20 protein-coding genes and 1 pseudogene are annotated in these 16,399 nt (G+C 66.3%); 8 read left to right on the top strand and 13 right to left on the bottom strand.

All coding sequences use genetic code 11. From position 1 onward, the window contains the following. Positions 1 to 205: 205 nt before the first annotated feature. From BCO18175_RS06390 to BCO18175_RS06380, 4 genes are all read left to right on the top strand, one after another. Positions 206 to 1,306 carry an NAD(P)H-dependent flavin oxidoreductase gene (locus BCO18175_RS06390; protein ID WP_174979931.1) on the top strand — a complete coding sequence of 367 codons (1,101 nt, stop codon included), beginning with the start codon at positions 206 to 208 and terminating at the stop codon, positions 1,304 to 1,306. Between the two features lie 195 nt (positions 1,307 to 1,501). After that, positions 1,502 to 1,873, top strand: coding sequence for a GFA family protein (locus tag BCO18175_RS06385; RefSeq protein WP_174979930.1), 372 nt, complete (start codon positions 1,502 to 1,504; stop codon positions 1,871 to 1,873). Then, positions 1,870 to 1,998, top strand: coding sequence for a hypothetical protein (locus tag BCO18175_RS40840; protein WP_302479072.1), 129 nt, complete (start codon positions 1,870 to 1,872; stop codon positions 1,996 to 1,998). The genes BCO18175_RS06385 and BCO18175_RS40840 overlap by 4 nt, the downstream gene beginning before the upstream one ends. Positions 1,999 to 2,100: 102 nt before the next feature. Next, positions 2,101 to 2,556: a MarR family winged helix-turn-helix transcriptional regulator gene (locus BCO18175_RS06380; RefSeq protein ID WP_174918941.1), complete on the top strand. Its 456-nt coding sequence runs from the start codon at positions 2,101 to 2,103 to the stop codon at positions 2,554 to 2,556. A 48-nt stretch (positions 2,557 to 2,604) separates the two neighbouring features. Here BCO18175_RS06380 and BCO18175_RS06375 read toward each other — a convergent pair whose 3' ends face one another. The 3 genes from BCO18175_RS06375 to BCO18175_RS06365 form a co-directional block, all read right to left on the bottom strand. Then, positions 2,605 to 3,321, bottom strand: a complete 717-nt coding sequence (locus BCO18175_RS06375; RefSeq protein ID WP_174979929.1) for a GNAT family N-acetyltransferase — start codon at positions 3,319 to 3,321, stop codon at positions 2,605 to 2,607. A 129-nt stretch (positions 3,322 to 3,450) separates the two neighbouring features. After that, complete coding sequence (locus BCO18175_RS06370) at positions 3,451 to 4,836, bottom strand: ATP-binding protein (protein WP_174979928.1); 1,386 nt, start codon at positions 4,834 to 4,836, stop codon at positions 3,451 to 3,453. Beyond that, a complete protein-coding gene (locus BCO18175_RS06365) occupies positions 4,833 to 5,498 on the bottom strand; it encodes a response regulator transcription factor (protein WP_174979927.1) in 666 nt (221 codons plus the stop codon). Before BCO18175_RS06365 ends, BCO18175_RS06370 begins: the two co-directional genes overlap by 4 nt. 284 nt (positions 5,499 to 5,782) lie before the next feature. On the opposite strand from BCO18175_RS06365, the gene BCO18175_RS06360 reads away from it, so the two are divergent. Both BCO18175_RS06360 and BCO18175_RS06355 read left to right on the top strand, forming a co-directional pair. After that, positions 5,783 to 6,310, top strand: coding sequence for a DedA family protein (locus BCO18175_RS06360; RefSeq protein ID WP_174979926.1), 528 nt, complete (start codon positions 5,783 to 5,785; stop codon positions 6,308 to 6,310). Between the two features lie 43 nt (positions 6,311 to 6,353). Continuing rightward, positions 6,354 to 6,962: pseudogene (locus tag BCO18175_RS06355) on the top strand (class I SAM-dependent methyltransferase); the annotation flags it as partial. A gap of 374 nt (positions 6,963 to 7,336) precedes the next feature. On the opposite strand, the gene BCO18175_RS06350 reads toward BCO18175_RS06355, so the two are convergent. From BCO18175_RS06350 to BCO18175_RS06330, 5 genes are all read right to left on the bottom strand, one after another. Next, positions 7,337 to 7,666 carry a DUF4148 domain-containing protein gene (locus BCO18175_RS06350; protein ID WP_174979924.1) on the bottom strand — a complete coding sequence of 110 codons (330 nt, stop codon included), beginning with the start codon at positions 7,664 to 7,666 and terminating at the stop codon, positions 7,337 to 7,339. Between the two features lie 74 nt (positions 7,667 to 7,740). Beyond that, positions 7,741 to 8,070: a DUF4148 domain-containing protein gene (locus BCO18175_RS06345; protein WP_174979923.1), complete on the bottom strand. Its 330-nt coding sequence runs from the start codon at positions 8,068 to 8,070 to the stop codon at positions 7,741 to 7,743. 61 nt (positions 8,071 to 8,131) lie between these two features. Further along, entirely contained in the window at positions 8,132 to 8,461 is a 330-nt protein-coding gene (locus tag BCO18175_RS06340; protein WP_438820484.1) for a DUF4148 domain-containing protein, read from the bottom strand. 65 nt (positions 8,462 to 8,526) lie between these two features. Continuing rightward, positions 8,527 to 8,946 (bottom strand): organic hydroperoxide resistance protein, encoded by a 420-nt coding sequence (locus BCO18175_RS06335; RefSeq protein WP_174918950.1) that lies wholly within the window; start codon positions 8,944 to 8,946, stop codon positions 8,527 to 8,529. A gap of 264 nt (positions 8,947 to 9,210) precedes the next feature. Next, the gene (locus tag BCO18175_RS06330; RefSeq protein ID WP_174979921.1) at positions 9,211 to 9,675 is read right to left on the bottom strand and encodes a RidA family protein; all 465 of its coding nucleotides are present in this window, start codon (positions 9,673 to 9,675) and stop codon (positions 9,211 to 9,213) included. A gap of 213 nt (positions 9,676 to 9,888) precedes the next feature. Between BCO18175_RS06330 and BCO18175_RS06325 the strand changes: the two genes are divergently transcribed. Beyond that, positions 9,889 to 10,854, top strand: a complete 966-nt coding sequence (locus BCO18175_RS06325) for a LysR family transcriptional regulator (RefSeq protein ID WP_174979920.1) — start codon at positions 9,889 to 9,891, stop codon at positions 10,852 to 10,854. Positions 10,855 to 10,885: 31 nt separating this feature from the next. On the opposite strand, the gene BCO18175_RS06320 is transcribed toward BCO18175_RS06325, so the two are convergent. From BCO18175_RS06320 to BCO18175_RS06300, 5 genes are all read right to left on the bottom strand, one after another. Beyond that, positions 10,886 to 11,593 (bottom strand): SDR family NAD(P)-dependent oxidoreductase, encoded by a 708-nt coding sequence (locus BCO18175_RS06320; RefSeq protein WP_174918953.1) that lies wholly within the window; start codon positions 11,591 to 11,593, stop codon positions 10,886 to 10,888. Positions 11,594 to 12,041: 448 nt separating this feature from the next. Next, positions 12,042 to 12,944: a hypothetical protein gene (locus tag BCO18175_RS06315; RefSeq protein ID WP_174979919.1), complete on the bottom strand. Its 903-nt coding sequence runs from the start codon at positions 12,942 to 12,944 to the stop codon at positions 12,042 to 12,044. Positions 12,945 to 13,206: 262 nt separating this feature from the next. Further along, positions 13,207 to 13,815, bottom strand: a complete 609-nt coding sequence (locus BCO18175_RS06310) for a shikimate kinase (protein WP_174969054.1) — start codon at positions 13,813 to 13,815, stop codon at positions 13,207 to 13,209. After that, complete coding sequence (locus BCO18175_RS06305; RefSeq protein WP_174979918.1) at positions 13,812 to 14,459, bottom strand: hypothetical protein; 648 nt, start codon at positions 14,457 to 14,459, stop codon at positions 13,812 to 13,814. The genes BCO18175_RS06310 and BCO18175_RS06305 overlap by 4 nt, the downstream gene beginning before the upstream one ends. A gap of 28 nt (positions 14,460 to 14,487) precedes the next feature. Then, positions 14,488 to 14,781, bottom strand: coding sequence for an acyl-CoA thioesterase (locus BCO18175_RS06300; RefSeq protein ID WP_254607977.1), 294 nt, complete (start codon positions 14,779 to 14,781; stop codon positions 14,488 to 14,490). A gap of 502 nt (positions 14,782 to 15,283) precedes the next feature. On the opposite strand from BCO18175_RS06300, the gene BCO18175_RS06295 reads away from it, so the two are divergent. Then, positions 15,284 to 16,396, top strand: coding sequence for a 3-deoxy-7-phosphoheptulonate synthase (locus BCO18175_RS06295; RefSeq protein WP_174979917.1), 1,113 nt, complete (start codon positions 15,284 to 15,286; stop codon positions 16,394 to 16,396). Positions 16,397 to 16,399: the final 3 nt, after the last annotated feature.

Here is a 16,399-nt window from a genome sequence, read left to right as displayed (position 1 = left end):
CGGGCAGTGGCGACGACACTCACCGTCGCCACAGTTGCAGACACCACCGCACCGCACGGCTGCCCATCGTTTTCGGCATGACTTTCACGTGACCGGTTGCGCGCAAAGCACGACGAACGCGCACCGATCCGAACCCGACACACGCGCTTCGCGCCCGTATCCGGCCGAAGCATTTCGATGACGGATTTTGCAGGAGACAAGCGACATGAATCAATCGACCGACAACCGGACGCTGTTGCGCATGCTCGGCATGCGCGCACCGATCGTCCAGGCGCCGATGGCCGGCGTCAGCACGCCGGCGCTGGCCGCCGCCGTGTCGAATGCGGGCGGGCTCGGCTCGCTCGGCGTAGGCGCGACGAACGCCGACGGCGCCCGCAAGATGATCCGCGACACGCGCGCGCTCACCGACCGGCCGTTCAACATCAACGTGTTCTGCCACCAGCCGGCGCATGCCGACGCGGCCGTCGAACGTGCGTGGCTCGAGTGGCTCGCGCCGGTGTTCCGCGAATACGGCGCGACACCGCCCGCATCGTTGTCGGAGATCTATACGAGCTTCGTCGCGGACGACGCGATGCAGGCGCTGCTCGTCGAAGAAAAGCCGGCCGTCGTCAGCTTCCATTTCGGGCTGCCGTCCGCGGACGTGATCGCCGCGCTGAAGCGCGCGGGCATCACGCTGTTCGCGTCCGCGACGAATCTCGACGAGGCCCGCCAGATCGCCGCCGCCGGCATCGACGCGATCGTCGCGCAGGGGATCGAAGCGGGAGGGCACCGCGGCGTGTTCGATTCGACCGCGCACGACGATCGTCTCGGCACGTTCGCGCTGACGCGCCTGATCGTGCGCGAATGCACGCTGCCGGTGATCGCCGCCGGCGGCATCATGGACGGCGAGGGGATCGCCGCCGCGCTCGCGCTTGGCGCGCAGGCCGCCCAGCTCGGCACCGCGTTCGTCGCGTGCCCGGAGACGTCGATCGACGACGGCTATCGCCGCGCGCTGCTCGGCGACGCGGCACGCCGCACGACGTTCACGGCCGCGATCTCGGGCCGGATCGCGCGCGGCCTCGCGAACCGGCTGACCGCGCTCGGCGACGACCCGCAAGCGCCGGCCACGCCCGCGTACCCGATCGCATACGACGCCGGCAAGGCGCTGCATGCGGCCGCGAAGGCGAAGGGCGAATTCGGCTACGGCGCGCAGTGGGCCGGGCAGGCGGCGCCGCTCGTGCGGTCGCTGCCGGCGGCCGAGCTGTTCGCCGCGCTCGAACGCGAAACGCGGGCGGCGATCGAGCGGATGCAGCACGTGCTGGATTGATCGCACGATTCGCGAGCGGCGGGCCGCGGGCACATGCCGCCGATCGATGAACATACCCCGATCGCGGCGCCTTTACGTCGCCGCCCGCCGCCGATTTGCAATGTTCTGTATCTGCACGAACCGCGGATACATCGCGATACAACGCACGTTCGGGCGTCCGCTATAAAGCAGGCATGACCTTTTCTGGAGTGCATCATGTCTGCAACCTGGTTCAAAGGGTCCTGCCATTGCGGGGCCGTCAAATTCGAAGTCAGAACGGCCATTACGCCGGCGGTGCGCTGCAACTGCAGCCTGTGCCGCCGGCGCGGCGCGCTGATGAGCCCGATGTTCGCCGCCGGTGAACTGAAGATCGTCGAGGGCGAGGGCGCACTGACGTGCTATCGCTTCAATACGCGCACGGCCCGTCACTATTTCTGCAGCCATTGCGGCGTTTATCCGTTCCATCAGACGCGCAAGGACCCCGCATGCTGGCGCGTCAATCTGGGCTGCCTCGACGGCGTCGATCCGTACGCGCTCGACGCGACGGTCGCCGACGGCGCGAGCCTCTCGGTCGTGGAGGACGCATGAAGCGCTGGCTGATGATCCTGCTGTTCGCGGCAGGCGGGCTCGCGACCGAAATCGCGCATCCGGTGCAATGCACGCTGCTGTCGTCCAGCCGCGTGCAGACCGGCAAGCGTCGCCGGGCGGACTGACGGCGCGCCGATTCATCGAGACCGATTATCATGCTTCCGATAAGATCGCACGCGATATATAATGCGTCCATCTGCGGCCGTTCGCGTCGCTGGAGGAAGTCCATGAAACCGACCGAAGCCCCATCCGCCGCCGCGCCGAAGCTGTCCGAGTTCCTGTGCTTTGCGATCTACTCGACGAACCTCGCGTTCGGCAAGGCCTACAAGCCGATCCTCGAAGAGCTCGGCCTCACGTATACGCAATACATCACGATCATTGCGCTGTGGGAGCAGGACAACCAGACGGTCGGCCAGCTCGGCGAGAAACTGTTCCTCGAATCCAATACGCTGACGCCGATCCTGAAGAAGCTCGAGGCGATGGGCTACCTGGAGCGGCACCGCGATCCGTCGGACGAACGCCAGGTGCTCGTCAGCCTGACGAAGAGCGGCCGCCGCGTGCGCGAGAAGGGGCTCGACATGGATCTGGTCGAAGCCACCGGGTTGAAGCCGGATGAATTCGCAAAGATGCAGAAGGCGATCGTCACGCTGCGCGGCAACCTGATCCGGTCGACCGACGAATAAACACCCGGACAACCTGCGGCCGGCACGCGCATCGCGCCGGCCGCATCGTCACGCGTGCGCGTCGCCCAGCACCAGCAGGTGCATTTCGCGACGGATGACGAAACCAAGGGCGAGATAGCGCTCGATCGCCACCTGGTTCGACGTGAGGACGTGCAGGAAAGGCGTTTCCGAACGCGCATCGATCTCCGCAATCAACGACCGCATCAGACGCGCCGCAAGCCCCTGGCGCCGGAACGCGGCATCCACGCACACGGCGCTGATCTCGGTATACCCGTCGGGTTGCATCCGCTCACCGGCCATCGCGGCCAGCCGGCCTTCGCCGCGGATGCCGATGTAATGGCCGAGCTCGTATGTGCGCGGGCCGAACGGGCCGGGCTGCGCGGCCGTGGTCAATGCGAGCATCTCCGGCACATCGGCTTCGGTGAGCGTGACGTAGCCCGACTCAGGTGCCGGGTCGAGCGTCCGCTGCCAGACCATCTGCAACAGGTTCGCGCGCCGGATCGCCGACAATCCCGCCGGCACCTCGATCTCGTCCGTCGTGACCAGTGCCGCCGGCCCGTGTGCGGCGATCAGTGCGCGCAACGCGTCGAAGGATGCCGCGCTCGTGTCCTCGATCGCGGCAAACGGCGCGATGGCCGCGGGAAACCGCCATGCACGGTCGTTGCCGAGCGCAAAGCGGCGCTGTCTGCCCGTCAGCGCACTCCACACCACATGGTCGAGCGGGTGCGCACTGCCTGTCGCGTTTCCGGTCGTTGCATCGGACATCGGCTGCTCCTCGATTGAAGATTTCGATTGCACAGCATAGACCGGGAACGGACGGGCAGGGCGCGGCGCAGCGTCGATCGCGTTACCGTCACGGCGCAGCATGGGCAGCACGTCTTGCCGAAACCCGCGCTACCGCTGCCAGCGCTGCGGATCCACCCATATCGGGAACGACAGGATCACCGTCAGCCCGCTCCCCCCGATACCGGCCGTCACCTCGACCGACCCGCCGTGCGACTCGGCGATGCGCGCGACGAGCGACAGGCCGATCCCGCTGCCCGGCTGCACCGTTCCCGGTACCCGGTAAAAGCGTTCGAAGATCCGCTCACGCTCGTTGGCCGGCACACCGGGCCCGTCGTCCGCGATACGCAGCTTGACCCACGCCCCGTCCGCATCGGCAGGAACGTCGCACGTGATCTCGACCCGCCCGCCGTCACGGCCGTAACGCAGCGCGTTGTCGATCAGGTTGCGCACCGCAATCGCGATCTCGTCCAGATCGCCCCAGACGCGCACCGGGTCGACCGCGATCCGCACTGTCTGTCGGCGCGCATGCGCGGCCGCGTCGAAGTCGCTCGCGATCAGCGCAACGAGCCGCGACAGTTCCACCGGCCCATGCTGGTCGGCGCGCGATCCGGCATCCAGCCGCGCCAGTTCGAGCAATTGCCCGGATAGCCGCGCGCTGCGCTCGACGCCCGTTGCGAGCCGGCGCAATGCTTCGTTCTTGTCCGCCAGACTGTCCGCCTGCAACGCCACTTCCGCCTGGGCCGACAGCGCCGCCAGCGGCGTGCGCAACTCGTGCGCCGCATCGCCGATGAAACGGCGCTCGGTGTCGACGGCCTGACTCAGCCGCGCGAGCAGGCGATTGAACGATTCGACGAGCGGGCGCAGTTCGCGCGGCAGCGTCACCAGCGGCAACGGCGAGAAATCGAATGCGGCCTTGTGCTGGATCGCCCGCTGGACCTCGCGCACCGGCCCGAACGACCAGCGGATCACCCACCAGATCACGACGCCCAGCATCGCGAGCATCACCGCCGTATTGAACAGCCCGAGTTGCAGCGCATTGTTCGCCTTCTCCTGCCAGGTCGTGGCCGGGCCGCCCGTCTGAACGTGAATCCGGCCCGCCGGATCCGACAGCGAGTAGACGCGCCAGGTCTCGTCGTGCGCGGCGCCACGACCGGTGCTCACCCCGTAGCCGTCGCGCAGGTCGGCCTTGAGCGCCGGCCCCGGCGCATCCGCGCTGTGCATCACGTTGCGGCCATCGACCCAGATCTGGAACGCGACGTCGTACTTGCCATACGCGGCTTTCGGCACCACCGCCTGGGCGTTCGCTGCGGGCAGGCGATCGATCGCATCCGGCAACGACAGGAGCAGCAGTTGCGCGGCGCTCTCGAGCATGCCGTCGCGCCAGCCGCGCTGTTCACGCCACAGGCCGATGCCGAGAAACGCCCCCCAGCTCGCCCAGAACACGACGACCGCCGCCATCACGGTCGCAAGCAGGCGCACGCGTAGGGACTTCATGCCGGGCTCTCCCCGACGCGATAGCCGAAGCCATGCACGGTCACGATCAGCTCTTCGCCGAGCTTGCGTCGAAGTTGATGGATGTACACCGCGATCGTGTTGCTTTCGATTTCGCTGTCGTTGCCGTACACGCGCTCTTCGAGCTGCGTCCGCGTGACGACGCGGCCTTGCCGCTCCATCAGCGCAAGCAGCGTGCGGTACTCGTGAATGCTGAGCGCAACAGGCTCGCCGGCGCGCGTGACCTCCTTGCGCGCCGGGTCGACGTGCACGTCGCGGTAGATCAGGCGCTCCGACACGCGGCCCTGGCTGCGGCGCGTCAGTGCGCGCAGCCGCGCGTAGAGCTCGTCGAGCTGGAACGGCTTCACGAGATAGTCGTCGGCGCCTGCGTCGAGGCCACGGATCCGGTCGCTCAACTGATCGCGCGCGGTCACGATCAATACCGGCGTCGAGTCGTAGTTCGCACGCATCGCGGCGAGCAGCGTGAAACCGGACGCACCCGCCAGTTGCAGGTCGAGCAGCACCACATCGTAGTCGTGGCCGACGAGCGCGAGCCGCGCGGCCGGCACGTCGGCCGACCAGTCCGCGCGCCAGCCGTTCTGCCGGAGGCCGGCGCAAACGGCGTCGGCCAGCATCACATCGTCTTCTACCAACAGGATATGCATCGGTTTCGCTCCTCGAATGTCGAGGTCGCCAGCCTGACCGACCGCGATTAAAAACTTCTTAAAGCCGGGGAGCCACGATGCGTGCCGATCGCCGCATTGCCGGTGCAATGCATCTGGCGTTTTCTCGAGAGGCTCGCGATGACCGTGTCACGTCCTTCAATTCCGTTGCTGCAATGCAATGCGGCACGAAGCTCCCCCTTCGCGCCGTCCCGGTGCGGGCCATTCTGGCATGGAAGGCCGCGTGCGTTGTGCGCGTTGCGTGCCCGCCGCGCGGGGGTGCCGCGATGAACCAGCTCACCACGCTCGTCCCGTTCGGCCTCGCGCTCAGCCTGGCCGGCGCCAACAGCATCGCCTGCCTCGTCGGCCTGTCGCTGGTCGAACGGCTGATCCCCGTGCTGCCGTCCCACGTGCTCCTCACGATGATCGGCGTCGCCAGCGCGCAAGGTGCATGGACACTGCCGGAAGCGATCGTCGTCACGGCGCTCGGCAGCTTCGCGGGCTGCCTGTTGCATTACGCGCTCGGCAACCTGTGGCCGGAAGACAGCGTGCTGAGCCTGCTGCGCCGCGTCGCGCCGCTGGGCAGGCTGCAGCCCGCAAGAATGGACGCGCTGATCGACGGAATCCGCGCGCGGCCCACGCGGCTCGCGCTCTGGTCGCAACTGGTGCCGTTCGTCCGGCTCGTCGCACCGGCGCTCGCCGGCTTGCTGGAAGCGAGTTTCGCGCGGTTCGCGTCCGGTGCCGCCGCCGGCATCGCGCTCTGGAACACGCTGTTCATCACGGCGGGCTACCTGGCCGCGCAAGCGGCGGTCTAGCCCGCCATGTCGTTGACCGATCGATCCCGTCTGGAGCCTGTCGATGCGAATCCCTGAATGGATGCTGTTCCTGCGTACCTGGTTGCGCAATCCTCGCCGGGTCGGTGCGCTCGCACCGTCCGGCCCGTCGCTCGCCGCGCTGATCACCGCCGATATCGCGAGCGACGGCGCTGCCGTGATTGAACTCGGTGCGGGCACCGGCGTGTTCACGCGCGCGCTGCTCGCGCGCGGCGTCACGAGTGACAGGCTGGTGCTGGTGGAGGCCGATCCCGCTTTCGCGAATACGCTGCGGCATCAGTTCCCCGCGTTGCGGATCATGCAGATGGACGCGGCGCAACTCGGCATGACGGGCGACTTCTTCGGCGGGGCGCGCGCGGATGCGATCGTGAGCGGGTTGCCGCTCGTTGCGATGCCGCTCGAACAGGCCGTCGCGATCGTTCACTGCGCGTTCGCGCGGCACCTGACTGCCGATGGCGCGTTCTACCAGTTCACGTACGTGCCGCGCTGCCCGATCCCGGCGCGCTATCTGGAGGCCATGCGCATTCGTGCCGTCCGGGTCGGTATCGCGTGGATGAACTTTCCGCCTGCCGTCGTGTATCGCTTCGAACGCCGGATCGATACGATTCACCATCCGTGGCCTGGTGCGCGGCCACAACGGTATGCGGTTGCGGAAGCAACCACTTTGCGCGGCCGCGAGATCACCCGGTTTCCCCATGCGCCATCGCTCGACTCGAGCGGCGCCGGGCCATCGACGGATGGACACCCATCATCGTGAACGCGCTCGGGGATGGGGTACGGTTCGGCCTGCCACGGCCGCGGTCTCATCTTCCACACTCGCCGGCCGCCAGAGTCGGCAGCCACGTCGGTGCTGCGCGCTATCGAATCCCGTGCCGACGCAAGCACGTGGGGCATGTCAACCCGCGGCGCTGCTTTTCGCGAAGACCGACGACGCGCGCACCACGCTCGCGCGCCCCCGTGTCTCACACGTCTTGCCCGGCCTTGCGCGACGATTCCGACGCGCCATGTTCAATGGCCGAAGTAGATCGACCGCTCGGCCGTGCGAACCGCGCTGCGGCTGCCCGACTGCGTCGCACCGCCGGCGTCGCTGCCGTAACCCGACGCCTGCGGCTCGACCGCGACTGCATCGGTGTCGTGGACCCGGCGCAGCGCAGCCTGGAGATTGTCCGGATAGTTCGGGTCATTGGGCCGGTTCGGCAGGTAGCCGGCCATCTGCAGCGCGGCCAGTTCCGCACGCACCTGCGCACGCGTCACGGTGCTTTCGCCAGCAAACGCCGGCGCGGCAACGGCAGCCGACACGGCAACGAGAAGGGCAGCGATCAGTTGGGTCTTCATCATTCACCTCGACAAGAAAATGGGGATTCAGCGGTTGCGCACCGTGCGCCGGCCACCGGCGCCGTTCGCGGTTTCGTTCAATGACCGAAGTAGATCGAGCGTTCGGCGATCCGCGTCGCGGGCCGGCTGCCCGACTGCGTCGCGGCAACGGCATCGCTGCCGTAACCGGACGTCGCCGCATCGGCCACTGCGGTGTCGTTCGCGTGAATGCGCGTCAGTGCGGCCTGCAGATCGTCCGGATAGTGCGGATCGTTCGCGCGGCCCGGCCGATAGCCGGCCTGTTCGAGCTGGACGAGCTCGGCACGCACCTGCGCACGGGACACGACGGTTGCATCGGCGAACGCCGGTGCGGCAGCGGATGCGGAAACGGCCACGAGAAGGGCTGCGATCAATTGGGTTTTCATCATTTACCTCGACAGGACTGGGATAGAAGGAATTCAGGATTCGTGTATCGACGATGCGCCGCGCTCAATGACCGAAATACACCGAGCGGTCGGCCACGTTGACCGCATGCCGGCGGCCCGCTTGCGTCGCCGCATCGCCGTTGCTGCCGTAGCCGGAAGCCTGCTCGTTGCCGGCGACCGCATCGGCCGCATGGATCCGCGTGAGTGCAGCCTGGAGAGCGTCCGGATAGGTTGCGTCGGTCGCGCGATTCAGCGGGTAGCCGGCCTGTTGCAACTGCGTGAGCTCGGCGCGCACCTGCGCACGCGTCACGGTGGCTTCGCTGGAGAACGCCGGTGCGGCAACAGAGGCCGAAACAGCAACGAAAAGGGCGGCGATCAGTCGGGTATTCATCATTCACCTCGAAAAAAGAAAGGAAATCGGGCATTCGGCAGGCGGCGCCCGGCCGCCTGATGCATCGTTCAAGCGATACGGATCTCGACGTCGATGTTGCCGCGCGTCGCCTTCGAATACGGGCAGGTCTGGTGTGCGGCGTCGACGATGCGCTGCGCGACGTCGCGATCGAGCCCCGGCACGCTCACGTTCAGCCGGGCCTGCAGGAAGTACGCGTTGCCGCCGGTACCGAGATCCACTTCGGCGTCGACCGCGAGATCGGCCGGCAGCGTCACCTTCGCTGCACGCGCCGCAAGCTGCATCGCGCCGATGAAGCAGGCCGACCAGCCGGCCGCGAACAGTTGCTCCGGGTTGGTGCCGGTGCCGGCGCTGCCCGGCGACGACAACTGAATGTCGAGGCGGCCGTCGGAACTGCGGGCCGTGCCGTCGCGGCCGCCCGAAGTCGTATGCGTCTTGCCCGTGTACAGCACTTTTTCGATCTTGCTCATCATTTGCTCCGTCAGTTGGCTGGTTTGTCTCAGATGCGATTCGATCGCATGCGATGGAGTTTCGTCGAGACGAGCACCCGAGTCAAGCGCATTCGATTAGATCGCATGCGATATTTTGTATTTCAATGTATCTGGAACGTGTACAGCTTTGCCGGGCAAGGCTTTCCGGCGATCGATCCCTGATATTCGAGGAGTAACAAATCCGGGCAGGGCGGGCGAATATGCCCCGGAATTGGCTGGCCGCCCCGCGGGGCGGCCGATTAGTCACGCCGTGTCGATCTCGGCGATCACGACGAGGATCACGGCCGCGTCGGCCGGCAACTGGCGCTGGGAGAACGCCGAGCGCGCATGGCCGGCCTTGCCGCCCAGCACGGCGGCGAACAGGTCCGACGCGCCGTCGATCACGGCCGGCTGCCCGAAAAAGCCGTCGGCCGAACTCACGTGCCCCTCGACGCGCACGATCTTGCGCAGGCGCTCGAACCCGCCCAGGTGCCGGCGGATCTGCGCGAGTACATTCAGCGCCGCGAGCCGGGCGGCATGCTTGCCTTCGTCGACGCTCAACTGCTCGCCGACGCGGCCGGTAAAGGCGACCTTGCCGTCGACGAGCGGCAGTTGTCCAGAGACGAACAGCAGGTTGCCGGCTTCGCTGATGGCCGTATAGCTGCCGAGCGGGTTCGGCGGTTCGGGTAACGCGAGGCCGAGGTCGGCCAGTTTCTGTTCGACGGTCATGTCGTGCTCCTTGCGGGAAATGGGTTCGGGATATCGGTGCTGCCTGTGAGTCACTGTAGTCATGCGGCCGAGGCCGGTAAATGTCAGCGGAGCAATTGATTCACGACGCGGTGTAACGAATCGCGCGATGCGTACCCGCTGGTTTCCCGCACGAGATTCATGCACACTCGGCTCCATCGCGCGCCACACGCCGGAGTCGGCAGGAACCGCCCCATGCAACGACAATTCGACGATCTGCTGCTCGGCAGCATCGAGCTGTTCTGTCTCGCCGCAGAACTCGGCAGCTTCACGCTGGCGGCCAACGCGGCGAGCGTCACGCCGGCCGCGGTCAGCCGGTCGGTGGCGAGGCTCGAGGAGCGGCTCGGCGTGCGGCTGTTCGTGCGCACGACACGCCAGATCCGCCTGACCGATTCCGGCCGCCGCTATTTCGAACAATGTCGCGACGCGCTGTCGCAACTCGTCGACGCGGAACGCGAGGCGACCGGCCAGCAGGCCACGCCCGCCGGCTTGCTGCGGATCAGCATGCCGACGCCGTACGGGCACTATCGCGTGCTGCCGCTGCTACCGGCGTTTCGCGAGCGGTATCCGGACGTGCGTGTCGAAACCCACCTGAGCAACCGCAACATCGACTTCGCCGAGGAAGGCTACGATCTCGCGATCCGCGGAAGCGCGCCGGCCGATTCGAACCTGGTCGCACGCAAGCTGGAGGACGCCGAACTCGTGGTCGTCGCGACGCCCGGCTACCTGAAGCGCGCGGGCATGCCGGCCGCCATCGACGATCTGCATGCGCACGAATGCGTCCAGTTCGAGCTGCCGAGCAGCGGGCGGCGGATTCCCTGGCTGTTCAACGATGGATCGGAGGAAATCGACGTCGCGACGACCGGCAGCTACGGTACGTCGGGCGACTACCTTGCCGGTGTGACGCTCGCGCGCAGCGGGGCGGGGCTGTTCCAGACCTATCGCTTCATCGTCGAGCAGGATCTGCACGCCGGCACGCTCGTGGAAGTGCTGCCCGGCCTTGGCGGCCGGTCGCGGCCGTTCATGCTGCTGTATCCGCATGCGCGCTTTCTGTCGTCGCGCGTGCGCGTGTTCGTCGACTTCCTCATCGAGCATCTGGCGCACGCGCCCGCCAGGCCTGCGGTCGGGACACGCGCCAAACGGGCCGGCGCTTCCCGATAGGCTCGCCGGCTCGCGGGTTCGATGCCGCGACTCAATGCCCGGCGCTCTGGCCGCCGTCGACATGCAGGATTTCGCCCGTGACGAACGGTGCCGAATCCAGGTACAGGATCGCGTCGACGATGTCGCTCATCTCGCCCATGCGGCCGACCGGATGCAGCGACGCGAGCGTCGCATGCGTTTCGGGCGCATGCATCGGCGACTTGATGATGCCGGGCGACACCGCATTCACGCGAATGCCGGCCTTCGCATACTCGATCGCGAGCGACTTCGTCGCCGCATTCAATCCGCCTTTCGTCAACGACGCGAGCACCGACGGCACGTTGCTGTTCGCGTGATCGACCAGGCTCGTCGTGATGCTGACCACGTGGCCGCCGCCGTGCTTCTGCATCGCGGCGATCGCATGCTGCGTGACGTGGAAGAAGCCGTTCAGGTTGACGCTCGTGATCTGCGCGTAGTCGTCGGCGGTGTACTGCGTGAACGGCTTCGCGATGAAGATCCCGGCGTTGTTGACGAGCGTGTCGACGCGGCCGAACCGTTCGATGGCGGCGTCGACCACGCGCCGCGCGACGGCCGCGTCGCCGATGTCGCCCGCGACGGTGACGAGATCGGGATCGTTCGACGGCCCGATCGAACGTGACGTGGCGACGACGCGATGGCCGCGGGCCCGGAATGCTTCGACGGTTGCCGCGCCGATGCCTTGCGATGCGCCGGTGACGATGATGACTTTGGATGCGCTCATGATTTGCCTCGATAAGTGAAGGGTTCTCGGCTTCGGTGCCGACCGGATCCGTGAATCCGATGGGCGAACTGTAGGCGCGCCGGTTGCAATCTCGAACACCCACCGTGGAGCAACAGTCTTGCGTCGGGGGAACAAATGCGGGGGAGGGGCGGTTGTCTCAGGTCGGCACGGCCGGTCAGCACGTGGAGGCGTGGACTGGACGATCCGTGGCCGGCCATTGACGCGGTGTCGCCTAGCTGCACGAGTTCGGTGTTTTCACCGGGAGGCTGGCCGAAACGCCCGTGATATTCGTGACTGAACCGCGCTGCGCTGCGCTGTCATTGCCGACGGCCGCGTCTTCCGGTCGATCAGGTCGTATCCCAGCTATTGTCAACGTGGGCACGGTTGAGCCGCCGTGCTTTGCCAACCTTGAATGCGATCGCGACAACCCAGTGCCGGCGACCACCCGCTAAAAACCGCATGGATTCCGGCGATTCCAGTTTCCGACCCGCCCGCTCGGCGGCGGCTGACCGGTGTGCGGCTCCTTCAAGTACATTGCGTGGATCGTTGGGCAATGCGCGTCCACGTAGGCATCGATGCCTTTCAGGTCGGCTGCGCTGATATCGAGGCCACCATGTGCCACACAATAGTCATGCTGTTCTTCAGCGACACATAGGTCGTGATTCCACACGGCCCGCTTGAACCGCATTCCCTGCTTCTGATCTTGTTCGATCTTGACCTCTAGCGCACATGACGAATCTCGGTCGAACCAGAAGGTGAGCCACGTGCCGAAATTGTCGTTGGTTAGCCCCTGTGTCCCGAAAAGCTTGATGGCGAACGGTGCGCCGATACTGCCGCCAGTCTGACGAGCGGTGGGCAGTGCATGAACGACATCAGCCTCGGTGATACAGGCGAACCGCTGCAAGGACGTGAATTTCAGCATGGCATGCGTCGTGTCCTGCGGTGGGTGATCGACGGTATATTCGAACGTCGGTGGAGGAGCTGCATTCGCGGTCGATGCGCTCGATATCCATGCGAATTGGGTGGGTTGGTACCAGCTTGGCGTATCCGCGGCGACGGTCGTGCGGTTGATCCTTCTGGACTCGCAGTCGACATGGCAGTTTGGCGCGAACGGGGTGCTATCGATGTTGACCGCGCGGTAGCGCAGATCGAGCCGGTGCATCGTCGCATCGACGTCGAACATCTCTCCGGAATTCGCGACATCGGCCAACCGCTTCACAAAATCGTCGATCAGGGCTGTCCGGACGCCGTCCGCGCCAGGTGCTGGCGGCGTCACCTTTGTGGCCGCCCGTGGGACATGGTTACAGGCCGCGAGCAGTGCTGTCACGGCGATCAAGAGGAAAAGTCGCATCGGGCGAGGTTTCGGTGAGTGAGTGGCCCGATCTTAACGTCGTTGCGATCCCGTGAGCACCGCTAGTGGGGCTGCTATGTGATCTTGGCGCGAATCTTGGCAGGCGCAGGCCATGGTGAAGCCAGAAAGACAGGCATGATGCAAAAGTTTTTGAATCTATCAAGATAACTTTTCTTATCATAACAGCGCGATTTAAAATCCAAACCCGACGTTTCGAAAACGTGTCTGACGCCCGACGTCCGGGCCGCCTTCATGCGTGTCGTCATCGATTCGAGGGCAGGGAAGCGAACATGCGACGTGCACGCCTCCCATCCGGCGCGTTGATCCGTGCCAGCAGCACCGTCAACACGTCGGCCGTCGCGCGCGCGACATCCTGCGAGGTCGTGTCGACGAGCGCATGCGCACATTCGCGATACAGCGGGTCGCGCATGCGGTACAACGCGGCGAGCGTCTGCCGCGGGTCGGCCGCCTGCAGCAGCGGCCGGCGGGTGTCATCGCGCGTGCGACGCCACAGCACATCCGGATCCGCATGCAGGTAGATCACGCAGCCGCGCTCGCTCAAGCGCGCGCGGCTGCGCGGATTCAGCACCGCGCCCCCGCCGGTCGCCACGACGACGTTCGGGCGCTGCGTCAGTTCGTCGACGATTTGCGTTTCGAGCAATCGAAAGCCGCCTTCACCGACCGTGTCGAACAGCGCGGCGACCGGGCGGCCGGTGCGCCGCTCGATCTCCTCGTCACTATCGGCAAACGTCCAGCCGAGCGATGCCGCGAGCGCGCGGCCGAGCGTCGATTTGCCAGCGCCCATCATGCCGACCAGGAACGCACGCGCGGGCAGGGCGCGTGCGTCGGGCGCCGCGACGACGGCGCTCATAGCCGCCGCGCGAGCGGCCAGCCGGCCCGCGTCGCCGCACTGATCCGCCGCGCGCGCACCGCGTCCGACAGCGTGTCGAGCGCGGCGCCGGTGGCCGAGTCGTCGGCGTCGAGCAGCGCGCCGAGCACCTGTCCGTCCGGATCGCCGCCCGCGATATGCTCGGCCGCATCCGCCGCGATGGTTTGCGGCGTACGTTCGGGCGCCTCATCGCGTTCAGGCCGCCGCCACCCGTTGCGCAGGTCGCGCCATCGCACGACCAGGCCGCAGAACAGCCCTCCGCCCGGTACGGTTGCGTCGTCGCGCGGCTCCGCCGTGTCGCCGGGCGTCGCGCACTGCGTGACCCAGCTCGCGAACTCGAGCAGCGACGCGTCGTGAGCGAGCGTCGCCGCGTCGAGCGCGACGGTCACGCCGGCATCCCGCAACCGCCCGAGCAGCGGCCGCACGCCGTCGTGTGCGCCCCCGCACGGCTGCAGCAGCACCTCGAGCTCATCCTCGTGGCGGCTGACGAGCGCGCGGTGCCGGTCGAGCGCGGCCGGCTCGAGCAACGCCTGCGCGGCATGCCGGACGATGACGATCGCGCGATCGTCACGGCGCTCGACGATCGCACCGATCCGGCGCCGGGCGCGCGCCACCGTGGCGCTCACGTGTCGCCCCCGAAATGGCGCGCCCGCATCACAGCGAACCCTGGAATTCGAGCACGCGTGCCTTGAACTCGTCGGGCACGGCCTGCGTCGTGTTGTTCGCGTAATCGAACATCACGTGCGTCGACATCCCGCGCGCGACGATGGTCTGGTCGTCGCGCTCCATCAGGTGTTCGAGATCGAAGCTCTTGCTGCCGAAGCGCACGATGCTCGACCGGATCGTCAGGTTGTCGCCGAATTGCGCCGGTGCGAGGTACTCGCACTGCGTCTTCACCATGATGTGCGGCAGCTTGTCGCTTCGCGGCAGGCCGAGGAGATCGAACATCTAGCAGAGGTACGAATGCTGCAGATAGTCGTAATAGACGGGACTGCTCACATGCCCCATCGAATCCGTATCGCGATACTTGACGTGGATGGGCGTTTCGTAATGACGTTTCGACATGGTGGTTCTCCGCAATGACTGGGTTGATTGATTTAATTATTTGATCCTGATTGGACTGTCAGGAATTTGAAAATTAATCGAACCCCTATCGGGACGCCACTATCAGAACGAATAGCGATCCGCTGCGGAAGGCGTGCGCTCTGTAGTCCAAACCTGACGAAGCGCTCCAGCATCCCCCATTAAAAATCGATTTTCCCGCCTGCCAAGCATCTCGAAAACAAGCGAAACCAATGCCTCGACTTCCGGTCGCCTCGCTTATTTCCGTCATTCATAAGGTTATGAATTAGAAACTGGTAAATATGTTAGTTGCGCATGGAAAGAACCATTCAATACAGTCGCGCTGTAGTAAAAAATCCACCGAATTATCGACAGGAGGGCAGTCCCCATGCATGCGAATACCTGGACGACAAACCGTGACACCGTGCTGCATTTGCCGTCCCCCGCGGATCTGGCCGGCACGCTGCAGCCTGCGCTGCGTGCGTCGCGCACGGTTCATGCGGCTCGCCACGCGATCGTCGACGTGCTGAACGGCACGGACGACCGTCTCGTGGTCATCGCCGGCCCGTGCTCGGTGCACGATCCGGCCGCAGCGCGCGACTATGCGGCGCGGCTCGCGCTGCAACGCGCGCGCTTCGCGGACGAGCTGGAAATCGTGATGCGCGTGTACTTCGAGAAGCCGCGCACGACGGTCGGCTGGAAAGGGCTTATCAACGACCCGCTGCTGGACGGCACCGAACGGATCGACGCGGGGCTGCATACGGCACGCGCGCTGCTGTGCGACATCAACGGGGCGGAAATGCCGGCGGCGACCGAGTTTCTCGATCCGCTGTCGCCGCGCTATCTGGCCGACCTGGTCGCATGGGGCGCGATCGGCGCACGCACCGTGGAATCGCAGGTGCATCGCGAGCTGGCGTCGTCGCTGCCGATCCCGATCGGCTTCAAGAACGGCACCGACGGCAATGTCCAGGTGGCCGTCGATGCGATGTGCGCGGCCTCGCGAGCGCATCGCTTCCTGTCGGTCGACGCAGGCGGCCGGCTATGCGCGACGGCATCGCCCGGTAATCCGCATACGCACGTCGTGCTGCGCGGCGGACGCGAACCGAATTTCGATGCGGCCGCCGTGAATGCCGCATGCGAGCGCATGGCGGCCGCGCAATGCGCACCGCGCGTGATGATTGACGTCAGCCACGGCAACAGCCGCCGCCAGTTCCGCAATCAGCTGGGTGTCGGCACGGCCGTGGCCGCGCAGGTCGCGGCCGGCGACACGCGCATCGTCGGTGTGCTGATCGAGTCGAACCTGATCGAAGGGCGCCAGGATCTCGTGCCCGGCATGCCGCTGCGCTACGGGCAGAGCATCACCGACGCGTGCGTGTCGTTTGCCGATACCACGCAGCTCCTCGAGACGCTCGCGCACGCGGTACGTGCGCGACGGCGGGGCCATGCGCCGGCGCCGGATCTCGAGTTCGCGCACGAGCCGCTGCTCGCGTGCTGCGCGTGAGCG

The organism is Burkholderia lata, from assembly GCF_902499335.1.
GTDB lineage: Bacteria > Pseudomonadota > Gammaproteobacteria > Burkholderiales > Burkholderiaceae > Burkholderia > Burkholderia lata_B.
Note: the sequence above shows the minus strand (reverse complement) of the source record. Positions and strands in the feature narration are given on the sequence as shown.

Bases quoted from the DNA above. Each gene is read 5' to 3' on its own strand.
- BCO18175_RS06390 (WP_174979931.1), top strand. From the start codon at position 206: ATGAATCAATCGACCGACAACCGGACGCTGTTGCGCATGCTCGGCATG.
- BCO18175_RS06385 (WP_174979930.1), top strand. From the start codon at position 1,502: ATGTCTGCAACCTGGTTCAAAGGGTCCTGCCATTGCGGGGCCGTCAAA.
- BCO18175_RS40840 (WP_302479072.1), top strand. From the start codon at position 1,870: ATGAAGCGCTGGCTGATGATCCTGCTGTTCGCGGCAGGCGGGCTCGCG.
- BCO18175_RS06380 (WP_174918941.1), top strand. From the start codon at position 2,101: ATGAAACCGACCGAAGCCCCATCCGCCGCCGCGCCGAAGCTGTCCGAG.
- BCO18175_RS06375 (WP_174979929.1), bottom strand. From the start codon at position 3,321: ATGTCCGATGCAACGACCGGAAACGCGACAGGCAGTGCGCACCCGCTC.
- BCO18175_RS06370 (WP_174979928.1), bottom strand. From the start codon at position 4,836: ATGAAGTCCCTACGCGTGCGCCTGCTTGCGACCGTGATGGCGGCGGTC.
- BCO18175_RS06365 (WP_174979927.1), bottom strand. From the start codon at position 5,498: ATGCATATCCTGTTGGTAGAAGACGATGTGATGCTGGCCGACGCCGTT.
- BCO18175_RS06360 (WP_174979926.1), top strand. From the start codon at position 5,783: ATGAACCAGCTCACCACGCTCGTCCCGTTCGGCCTCGCGCTCAGCCTG.
- BCO18175_RS06350 (WP_174979924.1), bottom strand. From the start codon at position 7,666: ATGATGAAGACCCAACTGATCGCTGCCCTTCTCGTTGCCGTGTCGGCT.
- BCO18175_RS06345 (WP_174979923.1), bottom strand. From the start codon at position 8,070: ATGATGAAAACCCAATTGATCGCAGCCCTTCTCGTGGCCGTTTCCGCA.
- BCO18175_RS06340 (WP_438820484.1), bottom strand. From the start codon at position 8,461: ATGATGAATACCCGACTGATCGCCGCCCTTTTCGTTGCTGTTTCGGCC.
- BCO18175_RS06335 (WP_174918950.1), bottom strand. From the start codon at position 8,946: ATGAGCAAGATCGAAAAAGTGCTGTACACGGGCAAGACGCATACGACT.
- BCO18175_RS06330 (WP_174979921.1), bottom strand. From the start codon at position 9,675: ATGACCGTCGAACAGAAACTGGCCGACCTCGGCCTCGCGTTACCCGAA.
- BCO18175_RS06325 (WP_174979920.1), top strand. From the start codon at position 9,889: ATGCAACGACAATTCGACGATCTGCTGCTCGGCAGCATCGAGCTGTTC.
- BCO18175_RS06320 (WP_174918953.1), bottom strand. From the start codon at position 11,593: ATGAGCGCATCCAAAGTCATCATCGTCACCGGCGCATCGCAAGGCATC.
- BCO18175_RS06315 (WP_174979919.1), bottom strand. From the start codon at position 12,944: ATGCGACTTTTCCTCTTGATCGCCGTGACAGCACTGCTCGCGGCCTGT.
- BCO18175_RS06310 (WP_174969054.1), bottom strand. From the start codon at position 13,815: ATGAGCGCCGTCGTCGCGGCGCCCGACGCACGCGCCCTGCCCGCGCGT.
- BCO18175_RS06300 (WP_254607977.1), bottom strand. From the start codon at position 14,781: ATGTTCGATCTCCTCGGCCTGCCGCGAAGCGACAAGCTGCCGCACATC.
- BCO18175_RS06295 (WP_174979917.1), top strand. From the start codon at position 15,284: ATGCATGCGAATACCTGGACGACAAACCGTGACACCGTGCTGCATTTG.